We start from the raw sequence: 23,013 nt of genomic DNA, 5'->3' as shown, positions 1-23,013 counted from the left end.
ATGAGCCATGCGCGTGTGGTTGACAGCCAGCACATATCGCCCGTTATGTAAGGGTTGAGACCGGAGGAAACCAGACATTCCTTAGATCCACCCAGCCCTGCGAATTGAATGTTACACCTCGAACAGAGGGCAGATAAGCGGTCTGAACCGGTCTCTCCGACATAATAAACAGCTGCTGCTCTTGCAGCAGACGGGTCTCGATCTCCTTGAACCCGTACGCTCTGGCTTGCGGATCGCGTGCGCGCGCTATGCTGCGCAGCGAGGTCTCGATATCGATTCGGGTATGCGCCTCCACATGCTCGGCTATCGTCAGGTAGAGATCGAACAGGCGAAGCTGTTCATCGCGATCGCGGACAAATGCGAAGAGAATAAGGTCGGATTCCAGGCGGACGGCGCCTTTGAACTCCTCCGGTGAAGCGGCAAGGACGGAACAGTCGCAGCCTTGCTTCATCAAGATCTCGGCAGCGAATTCCGCATCCTGTCTGTATTGCGGAATCGTAGCAATTTGCAGTGCGCAGCCCTGCAGCGATTGCCGTTGCTCAGCCGCTTCTCCCCTCAAGCAGGACAGCACATGGGCTCGAATAGCCGGATCGCTTAGCGGTCCGGTTTTTTTGGTATTGCATGTAATGAATTTGCGCACCGAGACGTCGGAATGGAGATGGCTCCATTCGTCCCCGGCAGAAGCAGAGTTATGAATCAGATGAAAGGGCGACAGGCTGTCGGCAGCCTGGCTGCTGCCCGGCATCATATCCCACGGCACATGAACGATCTCCACACGATCAAGATGGGCCCTTCCCCGAAAATAATGCGCGAACACCTCCAGCGAGCAAAGGCTCTCATTCATCTCCGTCACCTTGAATGGCCCAGTACCTACCGGTTTAATGCCGAATCCCGCTTCTCCCAACTGCTCCAAGTCTCGTGGAACGATTGCCGCACGGCTGGTGCACAGGAACGGCAGGAACAGCTCGTTGGGCTCCTTGAGCTCGATTCTGACCGTAGTTGGCGTGAGAGCCCGAATAGAGCGGATCAGTCTGAAAATAGAGCTGTACAACGTTCTGCGCGAGGTATGGATTAAACGCTCGAAGGTATAGACAACATCCTCGGCCGTCATAATTCTGCCGTTATGGAACAGCACCTCCTTGCGCAGGAAGAAGGTCCAGACGGTGCGGCTCTGATCTACATCCCAAGCGTGCGCAATATTCGGCAATATCTCCTCATCGGAGCCGTTGCTTCTGCGGAGGAGTCCGTCGAACACATGGCTGGAGATGAAGGATTCGGCCAACAGATTCATATAGAGCGGATCAACGGTTCCAATCTGCTCCCGAATGGGCAGTCTCAGCGTGTCGATCTGCCGGTCTCTCCTGATCTCGGAATGCTGCCCGAAGTAAGTCAGCAGCCATCCCTGCAGATGCTCCTGAAGCACTGATGATTGCGTATGGTAGCTGATGCCGTCAAGCGCGCGCTTGATGTCTTTGCGATTGATGGCCTCCATCATGGATTGCACCGCAATCTCCTGCGGCTGAACGAGAAAGTGCAGTGTAGAGCGGCGTCCTCTTCCGCGCTGGGAGGTCCAGGTGATCCATCCGAGCTCCGCCATATGGTTGATAATCATCATCGCATTGCGGTGCGTGCAATCCAATATCTTCGCTATGTCACCGAGTGTAATGGAGATGACATTATTGTCGTTGCAACGGGAGTGCAGCCGCAGGAACTGGTTATGGAGTTTCATGGAATCATCGCCTTTCAAAATATGCAGCACATTCCGCTATTATTTTTCTTATTTTACCAGCTTGAATAGAGAGTAGATAGTCAGTATGTGAAGGTATTGGCAATGAATGAGCTGCGGTTGCCTATTATGGGATCAATTCCATAAACGGCCGCGAACAGGTTGCGAACAGGTTGCGATGATTCCAGCGTAAGTGAGTGACGTAAGTGAGTGGTGTAAGAGCGTGAGTAAGAGCATGCGAAAGTGTATGAGTACGTGTGTGACGAAAGTGTGTGCGAAAGTGTATGAGTACGTGCGTGAGAGTAAATGTGCGCGAAAGTGTATGAGTACGTGCGTGACGTAAGTGTGTGCGAAAGTGTGTGAGTACGTGCGTGACGTAAGTGTGTGCGAAAGTGTATGAGTACGTGCGTGTGTAAATGCATGCATAAGAGCAGGCTTGTTCTCGTTTCGGCTTGCTAGAGCGAAAATGCCTGCCAAAGTGCAGGGATTTTTGCCTTATTTCCTGAAACGGGATCATTTTTCTCCATATTCCTGCATATTCGCAGGAATTTTACTATATATCGCCTATTTTAACCGAAATTCCTGCATTTACGCAGGAATACCACTTTTCTGCCACTAACCTCGTCAGCAGATCCACTGGACTTACTTCGGCAGCCCGGCCGGATCTCTGAGTCGTGAGCCCTCTGGATCACGAGGTCCCCAGACCTCCAGATCCCCTCGCCGCTGGCGGGGTCACCCGGTCACCCGGTCGCCGAATCACGGGTTCACAGAGCGTTCCGGTTCCTTCGCATTCGGAAAATAAACGGCTCTAAAATACGAAATTAATGCATGAATAATTTCTATTTATATTCTTATTTTAGTAGCTAGAATGAAGATTAGATAGTCCAATTCTGGGGGTATATACCAATGGGTCCGACGCTTCAGCATGCTTCAAAACGGCCTCTTGCGGCACTGATTGCCGCGTTTGCTCTGGCTGTGCTTCATCAATATTTATTTTATGGCAATCTGCTCGGTGTATCCTACCCGATCTTCGTTATCTGCTTCTATCTGTATATGCTTCTGTTCGCCAAGGACCGGATTCAGCAGCATCCTCCGGGGTACGGCTGGATGTTGTTCGGCAGCATTATGATGCTCTCGATGACGTATGTGTGGTTTGACAATCCTGTCTTCTACGGACTGAATCTAGTGGTCATCCCCGCGCTCATTTGTCTGCATTTGACGCTGATGCTGAGCTTCCGCAAACTGTCCTGGGATCATATCCGCCTCTTCACCGATGTGATGGATTATGCTATTCCACAGTTATTCCGCCACTGGCCTGCTGCAACGAAGGTTGCCAGGCATTCTGTCAGCCGCAAGCTGGGCAGCCGCCAGAAGGAAGTGATGAGCAAGGTGCTGATTGGCTTGTCGATTGCGGTGCCATTGCTATTCGTCATCCTCCTGTTGTTATCTTCTGCAGACGGGATGTTCCATCTTGCCCTTACCCGATTTCCCTATTGGGTGGGAGGGCTGTCACTAGGTGAGGGGTTGGTACGGCTCGCATGGGTCATCATTGCAGGTAATGTCATGTTCGCTTATTTAAGAGGGTTCCTTCATCCAAAGAAATACGAGTGGGAGGAGAACGGAGAAGCGGAGGAAAGCCCAGACAGACGCCAGCTTGATCCTATTATTATCGCTACCGTATTAATTGCGATCAATATCGTATATGTGATGTTCGTGATCATTCAGTTCTCTTATCTGTTTGGCGCTTGGGATGGGGGGCTGCCGGCTGACAAGTCCTACGCCGAGTATGCGAGGAGCGGTTTTATCGAGCTGGTTGCGGTATCGGTCATCAACTTTTCTATTATCCTCTGCACAATGGCCTTCGGCGGACGAGGGGGCGGGACGCTCATTACAATGAACCGTTACATGCTTTATTTGCTGATTGCCTGCTCGGCTGTCATGCTCTACTCAGCTTACATGCGGCTGGATCTCTACGAGGCGAAGTATGGCTACACCTATATTCGATTTCTCGTTCATGCCTTTATGATCTACCTGGGTCTGCTGCTGATTACAGCCTGTCTATGCATTGCGATCAAGCGCATCTCTCTGGCGAAATGTTACATCGTTATCAGCCTGCTTGCGTACTTGGCCGTGAATTATATCGGGATGGATGTCATTATTGCGCAGAATAATATCGACCGGTTCCGGACAACCGGACAAATCGACGCTTCGTATTTAAGCCGCTTGTCATCAGATGCGATCCCGCTGCTCGCTTCCTTCGGACAGGAGGAATACCCGGACATGAAGTATTATCTAAAAAGAAACTGGGGACGTTTATCCCGGACAGATCATGATTGGCCTTCATTTAATCGGGCCCGCTACCGGGCGGAACAAGCACTTGAGGCATATTATTCGAAGTGAATGAAGGGGTGGGTTATTCGCTTCTCTACAGCACACGCAAAAGAGCGTTCTATCCTATATATCTACGGAAGGATTAATTAGAACGCTAATAGTTCAGTATGAATGGAGCAGTCTCGGCTCTTGTCGCCGGAGCATGAGGGACAAACTGTCCCCCGGAAATGCCTTTTACAAGACCTAACGCCGCCGAGACATGACGAATAGCGAGAAGCGAGCTAGAGGAAACATGCGAAACCGCAGGTTTTTGCTCACTTTTGACTTGATGAAGGTGAAATGCCTGCCAGCGTGCATGCATTTCACTTTAGTTTCCCTCAATCAGCGACTTTCTCTATAAATTCCTGCATGATCGCAGTAATTTTACCATTCCAGCGTCTTCTAACCGAAATGCATGCACATTCGCAGGCTTTTTACTCCGCTGGTCGTCGCTCTGCCTTCTGCGCTCTTTACACCTGCCATTCCCCGCTTCCCGAGTAGGGTAGTCCATCGACATCCTTGTTCAAAGCGTTTTTTGAAAAAGGGGGTTCTCATAATGCACTGAACACAAACAAATAGAAGCCCCGCCTTGGTAAAATGGAAGTGTCGAGCAGCCATTTAAAAGGAGGGCTTCTTTTATAAATTCAATAACGCGCCCTCTGTTAGCCGAAATTGCCGGACAAATAGCGTTTGAGCGAGTCGATGCTTCTGGGCGGGGCCGCCTCTCTTCTTATTGCCGAGGGCAGCGCCTGCCAGACCTCGTAGAGCAGGGGCAGCTCCAGGCCCAGCGACTGGATGTGCTGCTCCTGCCCGAACACTTCGTGCGGGGTACCTGCCATGACGCATTGTCCCCGATCCATCACGAGAATCCAGTCGGCCCAGCAATAGGCCAGATTCATGTCATGGGTAGCCATAGCGATCGTTATGCCCTCTGCATGAATCCGGTTCAGCTCCTCGATGAGCTGCCCCTCGGACTTGCGGTCCAGGTAAGCGGTGGGCTCATCCAGCAGCAGCAGCTCCGGCTCCAGAGCCAGAACGCCTGCAAGAGCGGTTCTTTTCTTCATGCCGAGGCTGAGGTGATGCAGCGGTGTATCCGCCCAAGGCTGCAGCCCCATGGAGGAGATCATTCGTTCCGTACGGGCCCGAATGTCGGGTTCCGGCAGGCCAGCATTGCGCATGCCGTAAGCGATGTCCTCATAGGGCGTATTCAGGATGAGCTGCTGCTCAGGATCCTGAAAGACAAGCCCGACCTTGCGCCGCAGCTCGCGGAGATCGCCTGGCCGATAGCTGACGGGCTGGCCCTTCCATCTCACTTGGCCCGATTGCGGCCGATAGATGCCTATGGCATGCAGGAATAAAGTCGATTTGCCCGAGCCATTGTGGCCGCATATCGCCGTTCTTTTGCCCTCGGGTATTCGCAGGCTCAGTCCCTTCAAGGCCTCCTTATCCGTTCCGGCATATCGGTAACGAACCTCATCCACTTCCATTATCGATTTCATCTCGCTACATCCCCCATCGAAGCCAGCTCTCTCCCAGCAGTAAAATAACAATGCCAATACCCATCTCCAGACGGAACCGCAGCGGCAGAGCCCCGGCCTCATAGGGGGCCGGCTTGATCTCGTCGGTGAACCCGCGCGAGATCAAGCCATGGGACAAGCCTCTGTAGCGTTGCATCGTCTTGGCGAACAGCCGCACCACGATAACGGCGGTGTCCCGGAGCTTGCTCTTAAATCCGTATTGGCCCCCGCGTGCCCGCTGGGCAACGTACATATCCTGCGCGGTATCCAGAAACAAGAACAGAAAGCGGTAAGTGATCAGCATCAGCTCCAGAACAAGCGCGGGCACTCTCAGCTTGCGCATGACTTGAAGCAGCTGCGAGATCGGCGTGGTCAGAATGATGAAGAGCATCGCGGACAGGCATGCGATCATGCGGCAGAATAAGACCGCCACCGTCTGAACGCCATTATCGGAGATGTAAATAGTCCATGCCTTGAATTCTACGATTAGTGCAGGCAAGCTGGCGAGGTAGAACAAGCAGGAGCTCCCCAGCAGCAGCAAGCAGTACTTGGCGGGAATTCCCGCATAACCGATTATCCATATTAGCATCCACAGCAGAATGCACAGCTGAATCTGTGGATGGGTCACATAGGATAATAGAAGCAGTGCCGCTGCGAATCCGCATTTCCATAGAGGAGATACAGGTCGCAGCGCATTGCTGTAAGAAAGCGTATCGATCAGCTTGATCATTTTGCTTTTGTTTTGGTAACGGATTTGCCTTTGAAGTAACCGATAGCGTAACAGATTATACCTGCTCCGATAGCGGCCTGAAGGGCGAACAGCATGCTCTCTGTCTCCGACGGCAGCTCGAAGAAGGAAGAGAACCATGGCTCATAGGAGGGATGGATCTCTTGAATCAATGCTTCGGCTGCATCGTCCGCGCCGCCGAACTCGCCATTAACCAGCAGCAGAGGGAGAACTGCGAGCAGAATGACAGCGGTTAGAAGCAGAATGTTCCGGGTTGCTAATCTCATGCTTGGTGGGCTCCTTTCATTCTGCGTTCAAGAATCGATAATTCTTCAGAGCTGTTGGATTTCAGCCAATTCCAGATCAGGACGGTCAGCAGGCCCTCGCTGACGGCTAGCGGAATTTGCGTTGTGGCGAAGATGCCGCCGAACTTCACGAAGGAAGCCAGAATGCCGCCGCTCTCTGCGGGAAAAGCAAGGGAAAGCTGCAGCGATGTAACAACATAAGTCGTCAGGTCGGCGAGCGCTGCTGCGAAGAAGATCGCCATCAGTTGCTTGCCGGTCGATTTCATCAGCCATTTGTATACCGCATAGCCGACGATCGGGCCGCAGACCGCCATGGAGAACGCATTGGCGCCCAGTGTCGTAATGCCGCCATGTGCAAGCAGCACGGCCTGGAATAACAGGACGATAGAGCCAAGCACGCTCATGGGAAGGGGGCCGAACATAACCGTGCCGAGTCCGGTTCCGGTAGGATGGGAGCTGCTCCCTGTGACGGATGGAATTTTGAGCGCGGACAGCACAAAGGTGAATGCTCCGGCTAAACCAAGCATAAGCTTGAGCTCAGGGGTCTCTCGTGTAATACGGGCGATGGCCCGCAGCCCCAGGACGAAGAATGGAATGAACAGAGCCCACCAGAACAGGGCCCAGCCAACGGGAAGGAACCCTTCCATAATGTGCATGGCATACGCTGACTGGGGCTCATTCACAAGCAGAAATGCGGTGAATCCCATAACCAGAAGCAGCAGGCTGACAGACTTTCTTGCTTTCATACGTTAATTCCTCCTCAATAATAGTCAGCACAACAACACAAAAAGACCAATCCGTAAAGGATCGGTCCCGGAGTACGTAACAATAGACAACGGGAGCGATCCCATTGCCAATCCAGCTCTACGCACACCTCTCCTCTCCGCGAAGGAAACTTGGTGTAATCGTCTGAGGTAGGTCTCCTGGCTCTCGGATCTGCACGGCTTCCGCCTTCCCCGGCCCAAAGGCCGAGTGACATCTTGGAAGCAGCTCCCCGATTACAGTGGCGGGACCGCTCGGGATTTGCACCCGATTCCCTGTTACCCCTTGCTTGCGTTGCAAGGGCACCTCATCGATAACGATTTTTGTTTGCTATCTAACATTCTAGCAGACAACCTGTAATCTTGGTATGACTAAATTTATTTATGAACGGCAAGCAGGAGCGGCATCAGCAATTATGACCGAAGCTTGCCAGAAAGGCATGCAGTGAATATCGCCTCGTATGAAAAGATTAAGTTATAAAAATTAACATAGAAATTAAAGGGATATTACCATTTATTATAGAATGAAATGAAGGGTGCAATAAAAATAATGATTTTAAAGTATAACTATATGGGAGGAATAGTGTAATGAACAATGGAACGAACGGAACATTCATTTTTTGGGGGGAGTTCGTAGAGATTGCTTACGACATGTATAACAGCAATGCGAGGCAGCCAGTCTCGCCAGCTAATTTCCCGGCAGGATGGCAGCGGATTGCCAATATAACGATGGATCCAGGCATTCTGGGAATGAAGGATTTGGAATTCGCTGGTTTTATTGCGGAGTCGATTGACAATCCGCTTCAACAAGCAGTCGTCTTCCGTGGAACGGAGAGTGTGCTTGATTGGTTGTCGGACTTCGAGTTTATTATGGAGACGTTCAAGGAGGTTCCGAATGCCGGGGAGACGGAACAGGGATTCACGAATCTGTACCGGTCTATGAAGGTGCAAGATGTCGATGCGAGCAAGCCGGAGGTGTCGCTGATCAATTACCTGGACGGACTCCCTGCCGGAAAACAGCTTACGGTGACGGGCCACAGCTTGGGCAGCGCTTTTGCTACCCTGCATGCCTTTGTCGCTAGCACGAAAGGGTTTGCGGTTGATCTGATTACTTTTGCTTCGCCAAGAGTGGGGGATCGTAAATTTGTCGAGGCCTTCCAGAAAACGACGATCCGGAATACACGGATTTATAATAAGCCGGATATCGTGCCTAAGGTTCCGGTCGAGCTTGCCGGCTACCATCATGTCGAGCCAAGCATGGAGATCGACTCCACACAGTTCCCGATCAAGCATTCCATTTCCTGCTATCATGCTTTGACCACGTATTTGTATGTTCTCGGCGATACCGGAGCAGACATTTCGGATTGTATGGCAAGCAAGTAATAAAAGGTTCTGCATAGGCATTAACCGTTCCTTGGGGGTTCCCCAGCGTAGCCTTTCGCCTTCTCTAAGTGTGGTTGAAGGCAAAGTGACGGAGTAAGAAGCCTGCGAATGTGCAGTAATTTCGGTTTCAAGACGCTTTAATGGTTTAATTCCTGCGACCATGCAGGAATTTTAGGAGAAATCGGCCGATAAGGGGAAATGAAGGTGAAATACCTGCACGCTGGCAGGCATTTCACCTTCATGGGGCCAGAAACGTGAAAAAAACTGCCGCTTCGCATGTTTTGCCTAAGTGGGAGCTGAAATTTCCATCAAGTCGGACAGCCCCCCTCTAATGCATTCACGGAGGCGCGGCCTAGTACGGGTCTGCTCCATGCCCCAATTGCTCCGCTTTCTTAACGGCAGGGTGTCGGTCTGCGCCATCCGCTTGCAGCTTGCTTGCCGCGGCGGCGATTCCTTCTGATACGCGCTTCCCGTATTCAGAATCGGCCTCTGTGAGATAGCCGATCAATCTGCTCCGGATGCCAGACGTGCAGGTTGCTAGCGCATTCGACAGATTAGCCACGAGCTCATCGCGTTCCCATTCCTCGAAAGCACGGTAGGTGTCGCCCGCTTGCTTGAAGTCGTTGGGTCTGTCCAGCTTCTCCCTGACGAGCCTGGCGTCATAACGCGGTTCATGCTCCTTCCCGCATCTAGGCGCTTCTTGCAATCCGCCGAGGGAGGAGGGCTCGTAATTGATATGCGGATTCTGGCCCGGCGCACGATCCACACGGTACTGCATCTGCCCGCCGCTCTGGTTCGTCGCTACCCGGCTCTTCGGCGCATTGATGGGCAGCTGCAAATAATTCGCCCCCACGCGATGCCGCTGTGTATCGGAATAGGAGAAGGTTCTGCCCTGCAGCAGCTTGTCATCGGAGAAGTCCAGCCCATCGACAAGTACGCCTGTACCGAAGGATGCCTGCTCGACCTCAGCGAAATAATCCTCAGGATTGCGGTTCAGCGTCATTTTGCCTACAGGGAGAAAAGGAAACTGGTCCGCCGGCCACAGCTTGGTAGGATCCAGAGGGTCAAAATCAAGCTCGGGATGCTCCCCGTCGCTCATGATCTGGACGCACAGCTCCCACTCCGGATAGTCGCCCCGCTCAATAGCCAGGTACAAATCCAATGTCGCATGGTTGAAGGCGGTTGATTGGATCTCGTTCGCATCCCGCTGCAGCAGATTTTTGATCCCTTGCTTGAGGGGCTCCCAGTGGTATTTGACCAGCACGCCCTCGCCATCCTTATTGACCCACTTGTACGTGTTGACACCCGAGCCTTGCATCTGACGGTAATTAGCCGGAATGCCCCAGGGCGAGAACAGGAAGGTAATCATATGCGTCGCTTCCGGGCTCATCGAGATGAAGTCGAAGAAGCGCTCCATGCTCTGGGCATTGGTGATGGGATCAGGCTTGAAGGCATGCACCATATCCGGGAATTTCAGCGGATCGCGAATGAAGAAGATCTTCAGATTGTTGCCCACCAGATCCCAGTTGCCGTCCTCGGTATAGAATTTGACGGCGAAGCCGCGGGGGTCGCGCAGCGTCTCAGGCGAATGCCCGCCGTGAATAACGGTAGAGAAACGGACGAAGACAGGGGTTTGCTTGCCCTTCTCCTGGAACAGCTTGGCTCGTGTATAAGCGGAGGGCGGCTGATCCCCGACTGTACCGTAGGCTTCGAAGACGCCATGTGCTCCCGCTCCGCGCGCATGGACGACCCGCTCCGGAATGCGCTCCCGGTCGAAGTGGGTGATTTTCTCAATAAAATGATAGTTCTCCAGCGTCGTTGGTCCCCGGCTGCCCACAGTGCGGACATTCTGATTATCCGATATGGGATGCCCCTGACGATCTGTCAGAATGCTGTCCGCTGTTTCATTCGTATGTGCGGAAGGGATGGCTTCTTCGTTCATAGCAGAACCGCCTTTCGATAGGTATGTCAGTTAGCATGTCCGAAATTTTCCATTCCAACTCTGGATCAATCATTTTGTTGATCTCAAGGGGTTGACAATATTCTTTAAATAAAGTATCTTAAATTTAAGATAAATAAAGAAATGGTATTTATACACCAGCAGAGATGCTGGCGGCGGCAAGAGAAGAAGAGGGATAGATCACTTATTGTCATATATCTTAATTTAAAGATAATCAATTTTTAATCATTTAATTCGGGAGGCGTTTGAGATGAGCGATTTTACTTCATTAGTGAAGGCACGCAGATCAGCCAACAAATTTATACCTGGGGTAGAGATTACAGAGAGGGAGCTGGATGAAATATTCAATCTGGTGAAGTTCGCGCCATCCGCCTTTAATTTGCAGCATGCGCATTACATCGTTGTTCAAGATCCGGGAATCAAGGAGCGGGTATATGAGGCGGCCAGCAAGCAGTACAAGGTACAGACGGCATCGGCTGTTATTATCGTTCTTGGCAATAAGGAAGCGCACAAGGATGCGGGCAAAATCAATGAAGGCCTGCTGCATCTGGGCGTTATGAATCAGCAGGAATACGATGGCACCGTGAGCTATGTGAACAGCTTCTATGAAGAACGGGGCGACACCTTCAAGACCGAGGATGCTATCCGCAATGCGAGCCTGTCGGCCATGCAGTTCATGCTGATCGCCAAGGATAAGGGCTGGGACACTTGTCCCATGATCGGCTTCGATCCGGACGCGGTGCGGAAGCTGCTGAACATTCCAGATACGCATGTCCCTGCCATGATGATTACGATCGGCAAGGAAGATACATCGAGCCTGCGAAAGCGCGGGTACCGCAAGCCGGTGGGCGAATTTGTCAGCTACAACGCATTTTGAGGGCATACTGGCTGTAACGAAATTTAACTTTGAGGAGAGAATAATTATGCGACAACCAACCGCAGGAATTCATCATATTACAGCTTTTGTAGGCAATGCACAGGACACTGTTGATTTCTATGCAGGGGTGCTTGGGCTCAGACTGGTTAAGAAAACGATTAATTTTGACGCTCCAGAGGTATATCATTTGTACTTCGGCAATGAGATCGGCGGTCCCGGCACCATTATTACATTCTTCCCATGGGCGGGCTCGCGCAAAGGCCGTATCGGAGGGGGCCAGGTCGGAATTACGAGCTATGTTGTCCCGGCGGGTGCGCTGTCCTTCTGGGAGGAGCGTCTGGAGCGGTTCGGCATTCCGGTAACGAAAGTGGAGCGGTTCTCGGAATCGTATCTGCAATTCAGTGATGCTGCCGGACTGCAGCTTGAAATTGTAGCGCGGGAGGAAGGTCCCCGGAGCGGCTGGTCATTCGGCGGAGTTCCCGTGGATAAAGCGATCAAAGGGTTCGGAGGAGCTGTTCTCTACAGCGGCGCTCCACGCAAGACGGCAGAGCTGCTCGTGAATGTGATGGGCCTGGAGAAAGTCGGTGAAGAGGGCGCGTTCGCCCGCTACAGAGCAACAGGAGAGCTGGGCAACATTATCGATCTCAATGCAGAGCCAGTAGAGATGGGAGTTGGCGGATCCGGGACGGTGCATCATATTGCATGGCGCGCCAAAGACGACGAGGAGCATGCCCAGTGGAGAAGCCATGTTGAGAGCAAAGGGCTCCGGCCTACGCCGATTGTGGACCGCCAATATTTCAATGCGATCTACTTCCGCGAGAGCGGCGGCATATTATTCGAGATCGCAACAGATCCGCCGGGCTTTGCACGTGATGAGGAGCCTGCCGAATTGGGCGGAAAGCTGATGCTGCCGGCATGGTTTGAGCCAGCCCGTTCAGAGATAGAGGCCAACTTGCCGCCTATCGAGGTAAGGGAATTGGAGGTGAAGGAGCAATGAAGCATATTTTCCAACAAGGGAATAACCCGGATGCGCCGGTATTGCTGCTGCTCCATGGCACGGGCGGTACGGAGCGCGACCTTCTGCCGCTCGCGAAGCGGGTCGCGCCGGACTCCTCGTTGCTGAGTGTCAGAGGCAATGTGCTGGAGAACGGGATGCCCCGGTATTTCCGCCGCTTGGCCGAAGGGGTGTTCGACGAAGAGGATCTGATCTTCCGGACCGCGGAGCTGAACGATTATCTTCAGGAGGCTGCGGCTGAATATGGATTCGACCGCAGCAATCTTGTCGCCATCGGCTACTCCAACGGCGCCAATATCGCCGGAAGTCTGTTGTTTCATTATCAGAATGCGCTGAGAGGCGCGATTCTGCATCATCCTATGGTGCCAATTAGGGGCGTCGTTCTTCCGGATCTGTCGGATACGCCAATATTTATTGGAGCGGGCAATAATGATCCGATCTGCTCGCCGCATGAGACGATCGAGCTGGAATCGACCTTGCGCAGCGCAGGGGCGGAGGTGTCCGTTCATTGGGAGAGTGCAGGCCATCAGCTTACCCGCTCAGAGGTAGAGGCGGCAGCCGAATGGTATGACAGGCATATAGCAGGGTCTGTAGAAAACTCCGCGAAAAGCTGAAATGGCAGCGTGGAGAAAAGATCTTTTGTGTATTTTAATGGGTTGGACTCACTCGTGTTACTCCTCGCCAGAGGACGATCCGTCATTGGAACGCCGAGACATGCGAGACGTGCGAGAGATGCGAGAGATGCGAGACATGCGAGACGTGAGATGCGAGCCGCGAGCTGCGGGAAGCGAGCTAGGCGAAACATGCGAAACGGCATTAATTTGCTCGTTTCTGGCCCCATGAAGGTGAAATGCCTGCCAGAGTGCAGGCATTTCACCTTCATTTTCCTTTATCGGCCGATTTTTCCTCAAATTCATGCGTGATCGCAGGAATTTAACTATTATGGCGTCTTCCAGCCGAAATTCATGCACATTCGCAGGCTTCTTGGGGCTTCTTGCTCCTTCACTTTATCTTCAAACCACACTTGGAGAAGGAGAAGGAGAAGGAGAAGGAGAAGGAGAAGGGCAACGCTGGGGAACCTTCCGGGAACGGTTATTGCCGAAGCAGTTATGGCGCCGAAGAGAATGGCTGCGATCTGGGAGAGGAGCAGATCCACTGTTGCTCAAGGCGACTGTATGAAGGTACAGGGAGATTCGGATGAGCCGGGCCTGCCTTCGTCAACGGTCTTGGAGGAGGGGCGAAGGAGTTGACCTCCGCCTTTAAACATCGTGTTCTCCCCTAGTGGGGTGCCAATTCACAAGAACACGATGTTTAACAGCGGCCGCAGCCTATCCCCATTCCGTTATCAGCGACCGTCCCTTAGACGCTGAATTGCGACAAAATCAGGCCGCCATAAGCGAATGCGCAGACGATGACGATTGCGGGGTGGATCTTCTTGATCGCCATCGCCCAGAATGCGACGGCGGCAATGCCTAGCGATTGCCAGATGCCTATCGACTCATAGGAGGCGACGCCCATCGTCCAGGTGAGCAGCAGCATCATGATGGCGATTACGGGCTGGACGAGCAGCGTCATGCCTTTGACCACCGGAGATTGGCGGTGCCGCTGCATAATTCGAAGCAGTATGATGAGTGCGGCTGCAGAGGGTACGATCGTGGCGGCAAGCGCGGCAACAGCACCTGCGACGCCGGCTACATCATAGCCGACATAGGCGGCGATCTTCGTTGCGATAGGCCCCGGCAAGGCGTTGCCCAGCGCCAGAATGTTAGAGAAATCATGATCGCTTGTCCATCTGTGATGAACGACGATCTCTTGATACATAAGCGGAATGGAGGAGGGGCCTCCGCCATACCCAAGCACATTGGCAATGAAAAAACCGATAATCAGCTCTAACCAGTCCATGCTGCATCTTCCTTCTCTTGTTGTATCCCTTTATTTGAACCAGGCTGAGTTCTTAAATCGTGTCATGGCCTTCATATGAATGGCGCCATACGCCAGGAAAATAACGACGACAATCGCCGGATGCACTTGGAAGGTCTGCAGGAGCAGGAAGGAGACGGCGAAGAATACAATACCAAGCGCTTTGCCAAGTCCTTTCACAGCGCGCTCGCCAAATTCATAGGCCATCATGCCGAGCATGACAGCGACAACAGGGACAACAGCCGCGATCATTCCTTGCATGACACTGGAGCTGCTTAATAGAGTCACAACAGATAACAGGCTGATCATAGCAATTGCCGAAGGCAGTATATGAGCCAATACAGCTGCACATGCGCCTGCGACTCCCTTCTGTCTATATCCCAGGTAAGCGGCGATCTTCGTTGCGATAGGCCCTGGCAGCGCGTTGGCGATGGCGAGCGTCTCGCCGAACTCCTCATCTCCCAGCCAGCGATAGCGGGTAACGGCCTCATAGCGGATGAGCGGAATGACAGATGGCCCGCCGCCATACCCAAGAATTCCTGTTTTGGCCATAGCCCACACGATTTGTCCATAGGAGCCTTGCTCATTAGAGTCTGCCATCGCGTCTACAACCTCATTCCCATACGGCTTTTATACCTCGTAATCAATACTTGGCAGTCCACGCTCATTATTCCCGGAAGCGGGTACAATTTCTCCTTCATAAAGTTTTCCATCTCCTGATTATTCATAAACAATCCGTGCATATGAAGCTTGCTCGGGCCTGTCATATGATAGAGGCTTGTTACTACTGGCTCCTCAGACAATCGGTCTGCCACTGCCTGAAGGCATTTGGGCTCCACCTCTACATTGAAAAAAGCAGACACATGAATGCCGATTTTCTCCGGATTAATGACGGCTGTGAATCGTTCAATGACCCCTGTCTCCATCAGTGCATTGATGCGTGCTTGTACGGCTACACGGGATAGCCCGATCTCTTTGGCAAGGTCAGTGTAAGATATTCTTCCATTTTTATTGAGCGCGGCTATAATTTTGCGGTCAACTTCATCGATTAGTACAGGCGGGATGTCATTTATAGGCATATGAATCAGCTCCTAGGGATAGTGTGGCATTCTCGAATGTAACGAGATAGGTTAGTTTTACTTACTCTTTGATCTAATATATATCGAAAAACATACGATTTCAATGAAAAATTACGCATTCAATTGCGAAAAATCAATTTATAGTTGCATCGACAACGAAAATCATGGTATTTTTGTGTTCATTAAATGTCATCTAATCTATCATAAGGCGAGGGGATGGGATGGGGAAGCCGGTTATGGGTACGCGAACAATGGTTGTAAGTCCGCATTATCTCGCTTCAGCGGCGGGAGCGCGCATGCTGGAGAGGGGCGGCAACGCTTATGATGCGGCGATTGCTGTCAGCGCTTGTCTCGCGGTTGTTTATCCGCATATGACGGGACTAGGCGGCGATTCCTTCTGGTTGTCCTGCCATAGTGGCGAGGGCAAGGTAAGAGCCTATAACGGAAGTGGGCGTTCTGGCTACAGGGCGAATATCGATGCCTTTGAAGGCGAAGCCGCTATTCCGGTGCGCGGGGCGAGAAGCGCGATTACAGTTCCGGGCATGGTAGATGCCTGGGAGGCTGTTCATAGAGAATATGGGAGATTGAGCTTCGCGGATGTGCTTCAGCCTGCGATCCAATATGCAGCAGAAGGATTCCCGATGTCCAAGGATCAATATGAGAACACGGTGCTGAATGAGGCAGTGCTTTCGCAAAGCGTTCCGGCGAGCGGCATTTACCTGCCGGGCGGAGGGATAAAGGCGGTTGGTCAGCGGTTCATCCAGGCAGGCCTGGCGGAATCGCTCAAGGGGGTCGCTGCAGGAGGCAGGGATGCTTTCTATAAAGGGCCTATTGCAGAAGAAATAGTGCGATTCCTTGGCGCGGAGGGCGGTCTGCTGACAAGGGATGACTTTGCCGATCATGCGGGGAATTGGGTGGAGCCCATTGTCGGCTCGTATCGCGGACATTCTGTCTATCAACTGCCTCCGAATTCACAGGGCTTCGTGGGCATTATGGCGCTGCAGATTCTGGAGCATTTTGATTTCCAAAGTGTCGAGCACGGCTCCTATGACTATTATCATCTCCTCATTGAGGCGTTGAAGCTGAGCTTCCGCGACCGCAACAAGTATTTGACTGACCCCGAGTTCTCGGCGGTTCCGCTCGAAAGATTGCTCAGTAATTCTTATGCGGCGGAGCTTGCGCGAAGCATTCATATGGACAAGGCATGCGAGATCCAGACGGAACCGGTCGGCAGTGACACGGCTTATGCGGCAGTTGTTGACGGTGAGGGGAACGCGGTTTCTTTTATCCAGAGCTTATATTTTGAATTTGGTTCAGGCGTTGTGGCGGGGGAGACGGGCATTCTGCTGCAGAATCGCGGCTCCTTCTTCTCGCTCGATCCTGCCCATGTCAACTGCTTGCAGCCGCATAAGCGCACCTTCCATACTTTGATGCCTGCCATGGCTTGCCTCAATGGAAAACCGCGCTATCTGTACGGCACACAGGGCGGGGAGGGCCAGCCTCAGACGCAGACCGCTCTGTTAACCCGCATGATTGATTACGGGATGAATCCTCAGCAAGCGATTGATGAGCCGCGATGGGTGTGGGGGAGGACATGGGGCAAGCCTACACAGGAATTGAAGCTGGAGGGGCGGATTGACCGTCAGATAGCTGCAGGGCTGTCCCGTTCAGGGCATAGTGTCCGTGTTATGGGGGATTTCGATGGGATTATGGGGCATGCGCATGCCATATCGGTTGATACGGACGGCTTCTTGACTGGAGGAACAGATCCGCGCTGTGATGGTGCGGCGATAGGCTGGTAGTTGTCTAAGTCTGTGTTCTATGTTAGATAATATAACTTAAAAGATGGATGATACCATGACAAGATGTGATTTTCGTTGTTTTCGACGATAAAATAAACTTAATTAAACCATAAATGGTATTTTATAGGTATTCAAAGGAGTTATTTATGTTAGTTAATCTAACATAAAAGGTTGACGTTGTGAAAACACATCGTTATAATAAAGAAAAAAAGCTGACGTTTCGAACGAGGTGATGTGATGATACAGTCAAAAAGTAAAGAAACGGAAGATCATGCTTACAAAGAGAAAGTTTTGGAAGGTAATGTTACACAATCCTCTGTCAGGAGTATCGTAAAGCTGAAGGGAATTCGCAAGCAGTATAATACCGGCGTATTGGCTATCGATCATGTCTCACTCGATATACAGGAAGGCGAATTTGTATCCATCGTTGGCCCATCCGGCTGCGGTAAATCCACCTTGCTGCGAATTATAGCGGGCTTGGGCGATTATTCGGCGGGCAGCGTAGAGATCGCAAGCGGTGATGCGAAGAGCAAGGGCAGCAGGGACAGCGGGTTGTCCTACGTGTTCCAGGACGCAACGTTAATGCCGTGGCGAACCGTGCTGGACAATGTGACTTTGCCGCTGGCACTGAGGAAGGTTCCCAAGGCGGAACGCGAGGCGGCCGCGCTGGAGAAGCTCAAGATGGTCGGTCTGGAGAAATATGCGGACGCTTATCCGCGCCAGCTGTCCGGCGGGATGAAGATGCGAGTATCCATCGCCAGGGCGCTGGCGTCAGGGCCCAAGCTATTGCTGATGGACGAGCCCTTTGGCGCATTGGACGAAATGACGCGCTACCGCTTGAACAGCGAGCTGCTCCACATCTGGAAGGACACGGGGATTACCGTTGTTTTCGTTACCCATAATGTGCAGGAAGCGGTCTTTCTATCAACCAAGGTGGTCGCAATGCGGGCGCACCCGGGCAGAATCAGGGAGATTGTCGCTATTGACCATCCTTATCCTAGAGGGGATGAATTCCGCTCCTCTATCGCATTCACTGAGTTGTCTGCATCGATTTCAAGTCTACTGTGAGGTGCTTCTATGATTACAGCTGTGGAAGAAAGACAAGCCGGAACGGAAGCTTACGCGCCTGCTGTGAGGATAGCGAATAAGGGAAAGAGGCTGAAGAAGCTGAAGGGCTATGCGCCGCCGGTGCTGCTGTTTCTCTTCATTCTTGCTCTATGGCAAAGCAGCAACAAGTTGTTCGGCATCGAGCCGTATTTGCTGCCTGTCCCCACGCGGATCGCCCAAGCGATGGTTGATAATTTCTCAAGCCTGATGCAGGCAAGCTACATGACCTTCATCGCATCGATGGGCGGCTTCGCGCTCAGTATCGTCGTTGGCGTGCTGGTTGCCATATTGATGGCGCAGTCGAAGGTTGTAGAGAGAAGCATCTATCCTTACGCGGTCGTGCTGCAAACCGTGCCTGTCGTATCCATTGCTCCAATTATCATCGTGTGGATGGGGCCTGGACTTAATTCTATTCTGCTTATCTCATTCATCGTATCCGTATTCCCGATCATTACGAATACATTAACCGGCTTATTGTCAACAGAGCATAATCTGGTTAATCTGATGACGCTCTATCGCGCCTCCTGGTGGCAGAAGCTGTGGAGGCTGCGCATTCCGTTCGCCACTCCGTATATTCTTACGGGGATGAAAATATCAAGCGGTGCAGCCGTCATCGGCACAATCGTCGGCGAATATCAGGCAGGGATCGGAGGGAGTGACGGCGGACTGGGCTATGTCATTACGGTTGCGGCTACACAGCTCAGAATGGATTATCTGTTCGCGGCTGCAATAGTATCATGTGTCATGGGATTCATCGTGTTTATTCTCGTCAATATGATCTCAAGCTTAATTCTCCGCAACTGGCATGAATCAAGCGTTGAGATGGAGAACTAGCGATTAGCGGTCAGGAAGCGGCAATTAGCGAGCGATCAAGAATCGGCAGCAGGAGCAGGGAAACCAACTATATGGCAGAGGGGTTATACATCATGAGAAAATCAAAATCAACGCTTGGACTCGTCTTAAGTTTGCTGATGGTTACGGTGCTTGTCTTGTCTGCATGCGGCAACACGGAGAATAACAAAGGAAACGGCACAGAAAACGGCGGAGCGCCGTCGGGAGCGGAGAATACAGGATCGGCAGACAAGCCCAAGGAGCTGACAGAGGTCAAGCAAGTGCTGCAATGGTATGCAGGGCCGGAGTTCGGCGGCCAGTATGAAGCCGATATTAAAGGCTATTATGAAGAGGCAGGCTTGAAGGTTGAGACACAGCAAGGCGGGGCAAGCGTATCGTATATTCAGCTGGTTGCCTCCGGCAAAGCGGAATTCGGCATTGCACAGGGCTACGAAATATTGCAGGCGCGCGAGAATGGCATTCCGCTCGTAGGCGTGGCCGCTATTTTCCAAAAAAGTCCGCAATCGCTGCTGTTCCACTCGGATATGGAATTCAACGATTACTCGGATCTGAATGGCAAGACCGTTATTATTCAGCCCGGTGTCGCTTATTGGGAATATATTAAGAAGAAATACAATGTGCAGGCGAAGGAAGTCGCTTATAACGGCACATTGAATGCGTTCCTTGCCGATAAGAACGCCGTTCAACAGGGCTATGCGACGAATGAGCCGTTCTATGCGAAGAAGGAAGGCTTCGACGTCAGCTACAAGCTGAACTCGGATTCCGGCTTCAATCCGTATCCTGATGTTATTTTTACAACGGAGAAGTATATCAAAGAGAATCCTGACATCGTCAAAGCGTTCGTGCAGGCGTCGATCAAGGGCTGGGAGAGCTACAATGCGGACCCTGCGGCGGCTCATGACAGGATGAAGGAGGAGAACCGCGATCTGGATATGGACGGCGCGAAGTATGGCTGGGAAATTCAAACGCCGTTAACGACAGATGGCGACGCTGCTAAGGGCGGTATTGGCTTCATGACGGAAGCGCGCTGGGCGGAGCTGTACGATGCGATGAAATTCGTTGATCTGCTGAAGAAGGATCAGGATGTGACCCAGGCGTTCACAACTGAATTCCTTCCGGCCCAATAAGGGATGGGGTGAAGGCATGAACAAGCTCGGAACGGGCAGGAGACATTGGATGGTGAATGAGCGCCTGGCGGACCTTACAAGTCCTGCTCTCCCTGTCCGTCCCGTTACCTTCGCCGCGGAGCCGCAGGAGGTAACGGTAGATCTCAACAAGTCGGCTATTATCGTCATTGATATGCAGAATGATTTCTGTACAGAGGGTGGCTGGCTGCATCATATCGGCGTTGATATTGCTCCGGCGGTTCGTCCCGTAGAGCGGCTCAATCGGCTGCTGCCTGTGCTGCGTCGCGAGAACGTCCCCGTGCTGTGGGTCAATTGGGGCAACCGCGCGGATCATCTGAACATCAGCCCATCCCTGCAGCATGTGTACAAATCATCCGGTGTTGGGCACGGTCTTGGCGATCCCCTTCCGGGCAATGGCTCGCCTGTCCTCCAGAAGGACGGCTGGGGAGCGGCTCTTGTGGATGTGCTCCATGCCGAGCCAACCGATATTCGGGTGGACAAGTACCGGATGAGCGGATTCTGGGATACGCCGCTGGATTCTATTCTGCGCAACCTGGGCATTCAGACATTATTCTTCACGGGTGTCAATATCGATCAATGTGTAATGGCAACGCTGGAGGATGCGGTCTGTCTCGGCTATGACGCCATATTGCTGGAGGATTGCGCGGCAACGACCTCCCCGGCGTTCTGTCTGGAGGCCACCTTGTACAACACGAAGCAATGCTATGGATTCGTCGCAACGTCAACCTCTGTCATGCAGGGCATGGACAGGAGCTAATAATATTACACCGAGAGGGAGCTGCTTCTATGGATATCTACCAACCCTATGCTGCTATGCTGAAGGATTGTCCCGTACACAAAATATCGGAAAAGGATACGAACAAGTTCGTTATTCTCAGCAACGGGGAGTTCTATCCCTTCATGAATTGCATCGAAATCTTCGATGTGAATGGCAAAACGCCGCCCAACACGCATCTGGAAGCGTTCGAGCATTTCTATGTCATTGCGGGAAGCGGGATTGCAACGGTAGGCGACCAGGTCATCCCGATCGAAACGGGCGCGCATCTGGTAGTACCGCCGAACCATTCGCATAAGATCGAGAACACTGGCGCAGGACGCTTATATGTTTTCACAACGATGATCCCGGATGAGAAGTTCTCTAAGCTGATTCTGTCCGGGCCGCTAACGAGTCTGGATGAAGAGGACTTGAAGGTTCTCTTGCATAAGGGGTGAGGGGATGGAGGACTGTTACCGCGCTTTCATCGATCAATCGTTGACTAGAGAGCCGCTGGGGAGCGGTCCTCTGAACGGTCTTGTGTTTGCCGTCAAGGATGTATTCGCTGTGAAGGGCCATCGCAATGCCGCGGGCAATCCGGACTGGCTGCGAACTCATGAGGCTGCCGCTGTTACAGCGAGTGCTGTGGAGAAGCTTCTGCGGGGAGGAGCAAGACTGCGAGGGGCCGCGCATACCGACGAGCTGATGTACAGCTTGAACGGGGAGAATTTTCATTATGGCACACCTGTCAATCCCAATGCTGCGGGCCGCATTCCAGGGGGATCGTCGAGCGGCTCTGCTGTTGCGGTGGCAGCAGGTGAAGCGGATTTCGCCATTGGTACGGATACAGGGGGTTCTGTTCGTATTCCGTCCTCCTATTGCGGCATTTACGGCTTCCGTCCCTCGCATGGCGCAGTTGCTGCGGATGGACTGATCCCGCTGGCGCCCAGCTTTGACACAGTGGGCTGGATGGCAAGGGATGCGGAGGAGCTGCTGGCCGTTGGCAAGGTGCTGACCGGCGGCGGTGATTCCGCTGTACGGCGCTTTAACCGGGTTTTGGTGGCGGAGGATATATGGAGCTTGGCCGAGGATGCCTGCAGGGCTGAGCTGGAAGGCAAAGTCGCGGATATTGCCCGTTATGTCGGCCCTGCCCGGAGGTTCATCCTTCACGAGGGCGGGTATTCCGAATGGATGAACACGTTCCGCATTCTGCAAGGGTTGGAGATTTGGCGCTCGCATGGGGCGTGGATTGAAGCTCATCATCCTGTGTTTGGTCCTGGCATTGCAGAGCGCTTCGCATGGACGGAGAGCTTGGCGGCCAGCTGGCATGAGGATATGTTCACAGCGCGTGAGCTTATACGTGAAACGATGGATGAACTGCTGAGGGACGGAGCGATCCTGGTGATGCCGACCGCCCCGGGCCCCGCTCCTCTGCTGAATATGCCGGCTGAGCAGTTGGAGACGACCAGAGTGCGGACGCTGCAAATATGCTGCATTGCCGGACTGGCTGGTTTGCCCCAAGTGACGCTGCCAGTCGGCCGAGTGGACGGACTGCCGGTTGGTTTGTCGATTGTAGCAGGACGAGGCTGCGATCTAGCGCTGCTGGAGCTGGTGTTCGAGCTGTCGGAGAGAGGCGCGCTATAGGAACTTGTTAGGCTGGAGTGCGGAATTCGCCGGACTGGATTGCCATCTTGTTTAAGCGGCTCGCTA

22 protein-coding genes and 1 riboswitch are annotated in these 23,013 nt (G+C 52.6%); of the genes, 12 read left to right on the top strand and 10 right to left on the bottom strand.

Translation table 11 applies throughout. The features are described from left to right. Positions 1-43 precede the first annotated feature (43 nt). Positions 44-1,729 (bottom strand): ABC transporter substrate-binding protein, encoded by a 1,686-nt coding sequence (locus tag K0T92_RS21490; RefSeq protein ID WP_219874547.1) that lies wholly within the window; start codon positions 1,727-1,729, stop codon positions 44-46. A gap of 903 nt (positions 1,730-2,632) precedes the next feature. Here K0T92_RS21490 and K0T92_RS21485 point away from each other — a divergent pair. Then, positions 2,633-4,126 (top strand): DUF4153 domain-containing protein, encoded by a 1,494-nt coding sequence (locus tag K0T92_RS21485; RefSeq protein WP_219874546.1) that lies wholly within the window; start codon positions 2,633-2,635, stop codon positions 4,124-4,126. Positions 4,127-4,211: 85 nt separating this feature from the next. On the opposite strand, the gene K0T92_RS25705 is transcribed toward K0T92_RS21485, so the two are convergent. The 5 genes from K0T92_RS25705 to K0T92_RS21460 all read right to left on the bottom strand — a co-directional run bounded on the left by K0T92_RS25705 (position 4,212) and on the right by K0T92_RS21460 (position 7,391). Next, positions 4,212-4,418, bottom strand: coding sequence for an S-layer homology domain-containing protein (locus K0T92_RS25705; RefSeq protein ID WP_219874545.1), 207 nt, complete (start codon positions 4,416-4,418; stop codon positions 4,212-4,214). A gap of 340 nt (positions 4,419-4,758) precedes the next feature. Then, complete coding sequence (locus tag K0T92_RS21475; RefSeq protein WP_219874544.1) at positions 4,759-5,595, bottom strand: energy-coupling factor ABC transporter ATP-binding protein; 837 nt, start codon at positions 5,593-5,595, stop codon at positions 4,759-4,761. A 4-nt stretch (positions 5,596-5,599) separates the two neighbouring features. Then, positions 5,600-6,343: a cobalt ECF transporter T component CbiQ gene (gene cbiQ / locus K0T92_RS21470; protein ID WP_219874543.1), complete on the bottom strand. Its 744-nt coding sequence runs from the start codon at positions 6,341-6,343 to the stop codon at positions 5,600-5,602. Continuing rightward, positions 6,340-6,627: an energy-coupling factor ABC transporter substrate-binding protein gene (locus K0T92_RS21465; protein ID WP_219874542.1), complete on the bottom strand. Its 288-nt coding sequence runs from the start codon at positions 6,625-6,627 to the stop codon at positions 6,340-6,342. The genes cbiQ and K0T92_RS21465 overlap by 4 nt, the downstream gene beginning before the upstream one ends. After that, the gene (locus K0T92_RS21460; RefSeq protein ID WP_219874541.1) at positions 6,624-7,391 is read right to left on the bottom strand and encodes an energy-coupling factor ABC transporter permease; all 768 of its coding nucleotides are present in this window, start codon (positions 7,389-7,391) and stop codon (positions 6,624-6,626) included. The genes K0T92_RS21465 and K0T92_RS21460 overlap by 4 nt, the downstream gene beginning before the upstream one ends. Before the next feature lie 150 nt (positions 7,392-7,541). Then, positions 7,542-7,732: riboswitch (cobalamin riboswitch) on the bottom strand. Between the two features lie 262 nt (positions 7,733-7,994). On the opposite strand from K0T92_RS21460, the gene K0T92_RS21455 reads away from it, so the two are divergent. Continuing rightward, positions 7,995-8,789, top strand: a complete 795-nt coding sequence (locus tag K0T92_RS21455; RefSeq protein WP_219874540.1) for a lipase family protein — start codon at positions 7,995-7,997, stop codon at positions 8,787-8,789. Positions 8,790-9,141: 352 nt separating this feature from the next. On the opposite strand, the gene K0T92_RS21450 is transcribed toward K0T92_RS21455, so the two are convergent. After that, complete coding sequence (locus tag K0T92_RS21450; RefSeq protein ID WP_219874539.1) at positions 9,142-10,731, bottom strand: catalase; 1,590 nt, start codon at positions 10,729-10,731, stop codon at positions 9,142-9,144. Positions 10,732-10,999: 268 nt separating this feature from the next. On the opposite strand from K0T92_RS21450, the gene K0T92_RS21445 reads away from it, so the two are divergent. From K0T92_RS21445 to K0T92_RS21435, 3 genes are read left to right on the top strand one after another with little or no spacing between them, the layout of a single operon-like run. Then, positions 11,000-11,626, top strand: a complete 627-nt coding sequence (locus K0T92_RS21445) for a nitroreductase family protein (protein WP_219874538.1) — start codon at positions 11,000-11,002, stop codon at positions 11,624-11,626. Between the two features lie 46 nt (positions 11,627-11,672). Then, a complete protein-coding gene (locus tag K0T92_RS21440) occupies positions 11,673-12,623 on the top strand; it encodes a ring-cleaving dioxygenase (RefSeq protein ID WP_219874537.1) in 951 nt (316 codons plus the stop codon). Next, the gene (locus tag K0T92_RS21435; RefSeq protein ID WP_219874536.1) at positions 12,620-13,255 is read left to right on the top strand and encodes an alpha/beta hydrolase; all 636 of its coding nucleotides are present in this window, start codon (positions 12,620-12,622) and stop codon (positions 13,253-13,255) included. Before K0T92_RS21440 ends, K0T92_RS21435 begins: the two co-directional genes overlap by 4 nt. A 745-nt stretch (positions 13,256-14,000) precedes the next feature. Here K0T92_RS21435 and chrA read toward each other — a convergent pair. The 3 genes from chrA to chrS are packed head-to-tail and all read right to left on the bottom strand — an operon-like array spanning position 14,001 to position 15,640. Beyond that, positions 14,001-14,543 (bottom strand): chromate efflux transporter ChrA, encoded by a 543-nt coding sequence (gene chrA / locus K0T92_RS21430; RefSeq protein ID WP_219874535.1) that lies wholly within the window; start codon positions 14,541-14,543, stop codon positions 14,001-14,003. A 30-nt stretch (positions 14,544-14,573) separates the two neighbouring features. Then, on the bottom strand, positions 14,574-15,161 hold the full coding sequence (chrB, locus tag K0T92_RS21425; protein ID WP_219874534.1) for a chromate efflux transporter ChrB: 588 nt from the start codon (positions 15,159-15,161) through the stop codon (positions 14,574-14,576). Positions 15,162-15,166: 5 nt separating this feature from the next. Next, positions 15,167-15,640: a chromate efflux transcriptional regulator ChrS gene (gene chrS / locus K0T92_RS21420; protein WP_219874533.1), complete on the bottom strand. Its 474-nt coding sequence runs from the start codon at positions 15,638-15,640 to the stop codon at positions 15,167-15,169. Positions 15,641-15,861: 221 nt separating this feature from the next. Here chrS and ggt point away from each other — a divergent pair, with 221 nt between their 5' ends. From ggt to K0T92_RS21385, 7 genes are all read left to right on the top strand, one after another. Beyond that, positions 15,862-17,442, top strand: coding sequence for a gamma-glutamyltransferase (gene ggt, locus K0T92_RS21415; protein WP_219874532.1), 1,581 nt, complete (start codon positions 15,862-15,864; stop codon positions 17,440-17,442). Positions 17,443-17,679: 237 nt separating this feature from the next. Next, entirely contained in the window at positions 17,680-18,510 is an 831-nt protein-coding gene (locus K0T92_RS21410; RefSeq protein ID WP_219874531.1) for an ABC transporter ATP-binding protein, read from the top strand. A 9-nt stretch (positions 18,511-18,519) separates the two neighbouring features. Next, positions 18,520-19,383 (top strand): ABC transporter permease, encoded by an 864-nt coding sequence (locus K0T92_RS21405; RefSeq protein ID WP_219874530.1) that lies wholly within the window; start codon positions 18,520-18,522, stop codon positions 19,381-19,383. A 92-nt stretch (positions 19,384-19,475) separates the two neighbouring features. After that, on the top strand, positions 19,476-20,528 hold the full coding sequence (locus K0T92_RS21400; protein ID WP_219874529.1) for an ABC transporter substrate-binding protein: 1,053 nt from the start codon (positions 19,476-19,478) through the stop codon (positions 20,526-20,528). Positions 20,529-20,544: 16 nt separating this feature from the next. Beyond that, positions 20,545-21,306, top strand: coding sequence for a cysteine hydrolase family protein (locus K0T92_RS21395; RefSeq protein ID WP_219874528.1), 762 nt, complete (start codon positions 20,545-20,547; stop codon positions 21,304-21,306). A gap of 29 nt (positions 21,307-21,335) precedes the next feature. Beyond that, positions 21,336-21,761 carry a cupin domain-containing protein gene (locus K0T92_RS21390; protein WP_219874527.1) on the top strand — a complete coding sequence of 142 codons (426 nt, stop codon included), beginning with the start codon at positions 21,336-21,338 and terminating at the stop codon, positions 21,759-21,761. A 4-nt stretch (positions 21,762-21,765) separates the two neighbouring features. Further along, positions 21,766-22,947 (top strand): amidase, encoded by a 1,182-nt coding sequence (locus K0T92_RS21385; protein WP_219874526.1) that lies wholly within the window; start codon positions 21,766-21,768, stop codon positions 22,945-22,947. Positions 22,948-23,013 lie beyond the last annotated feature (66 nt).

Source organism: Paenibacillus oenotherae, assembly GCF_019443105.1.
Classification (GTDB): domain Bacteria; phylum Bacillota; class Bacilli; order Paenibacillales; family Paenibacillaceae; genus Paenibacillus_Z; species Paenibacillus_Z oenotherae.
Note: the sequence above shows the minus strand (reverse complement) of the source record. Positions and strands in the feature narration are given on the sequence as shown.

Excerpts from the sequence above, each read along its gene's own strand:
- K0T92_RS21400 (WP_219874529.1), top strand. The coding sequence starts at position 19,476 with ATGAGAAAATCAAAATCAACGCTTGGACTCGTCTTAAGTTTGCTGATG.
- K0T92_RS21395 (WP_219874528.1), top strand. The coding sequence starts at position 20,545 with ATGAACAAGCTCGGAACGGGCAGGAGACATTGGATGGTGAATGAGCGC.
- K0T92_RS21440 (WP_219874537.1), top strand. The coding sequence starts at position 11,673 with ATGCGACAACCAACCGCAGGAATTCATCATATTACAGCTTTTGTAGGC.
- cbiQ (WP_219874543.1), bottom strand. The coding sequence starts at position 6,343 with ATGATCAAGCTGATCGATACGCTTTCTTACAGCAATGCGCTGCGACCT.
- K0T92_RS21485 (WP_219874546.1), top strand. The coding sequence starts at position 2,633 with ATGGGTCCGACGCTTCAGCATGCTTCAAAACGGCCTCTTGCGGCACTG.
- K0T92_RS21385 (WP_219874526.1), top strand. The coding sequence starts at position 21,766 with ATGGAGGACTGTTACCGCGCTTTCATCGATCAATCGTTGACTAGAGAG.
- K0T92_RS21455 (WP_219874540.1), top strand. The coding sequence starts at position 7,995 with ATGAACAATGGAACGAACGGAACATTCATTTTTTGGGGGGAGTTCGTA.
- K0T92_RS21460 (WP_219874541.1), bottom strand. The coding sequence starts at position 7,391 with ATGAAAGCAAGAAAGTCTGTCAGCCTGCTGCTTCTGGTTATGGGATTC.
- K0T92_RS21490 (WP_219874547.1), bottom strand. The coding sequence starts at position 1,729 with ATGAAACTCCATAACCAGTTCCTGCGGCTGCACTCCCGTTGCAACGAC.
- chrS (WP_219874533.1), bottom strand. The coding sequence starts at position 15,640 with ATGCCTATAAATGACATCCCGCCTGTACTAATCGATGAAGTTGACCGC.
- K0T92_RS21405 (WP_219874530.1), top strand. The coding sequence starts at position 18,520 with ATGATTACAGCTGTGGAAGAAAGACAAGCCGGAACGGAAGCTTACGCG.
- chrA (WP_219874535.1), bottom strand. The coding sequence starts at position 14,543 with ATGGACTGGTTAGAGCTGATTATCGGTTTTTTCATTGCCAATGTGCTT.
- K0T92_RS25705 (WP_219874545.1), bottom strand. The coding sequence starts at position 4,418 with ATGCATGCACGCTGGCAGGCATTTCACCTTCATCAAGTCAAAAGTGAG.
- K0T92_RS21410 (WP_219874531.1), top strand. The coding sequence starts at position 17,680 with ATGATACAGTCAAAAAGTAAAGAAACGGAAGATCATGCTTACAAAGAG.
- K0T92_RS21435 (WP_219874536.1), top strand. The coding sequence starts at position 12,620 with ATGAAGCATATTTTCCAACAAGGGAATAACCCGGATGCGCCGGTATTG.
- K0T92_RS21390 (WP_219874527.1), top strand. The coding sequence starts at position 21,336 with ATGGATATCTACCAACCCTATGCTGCTATGCTGAAGGATTGTCCCGTA.
- ggt (WP_219874532.1), top strand. The coding sequence starts at position 15,862 with ATGGGGAAGCCGGTTATGGGTACGCGAACAATGGTTGTAAGTCCGCAT.
- K0T92_RS21445 (WP_219874538.1), top strand. The coding sequence starts at position 11,000 with ATGAGCGATTTTACTTCATTAGTGAAGGCACGCAGATCAGCCAACAAA.
- K0T92_RS21450 (WP_219874539.1), bottom strand. The coding sequence starts at position 10,731 with ATGAACGAAGAAGCCATCCCTTCCGCACATACGAATGAAACAGCGGAC.
- K0T92_RS21475 (WP_219874544.1), bottom strand. The coding sequence starts at position 5,595 with ATGAAATCGATAATGGAAGTGGATGAGGTTCGTTACCGATATGCCGGA.
- chrB (WP_219874534.1), bottom strand. The coding sequence starts at position 15,161 with ATGGCAGACTCTAATGAGCAAGGCTCCTATGGACAAATCGTGTGGGCT.
- K0T92_RS21465 (WP_219874542.1), bottom strand. The coding sequence starts at position 6,627 with ATGAGATTAGCAACCCGGAACATTCTGCTTCTAACCGCTGTCATTCTG.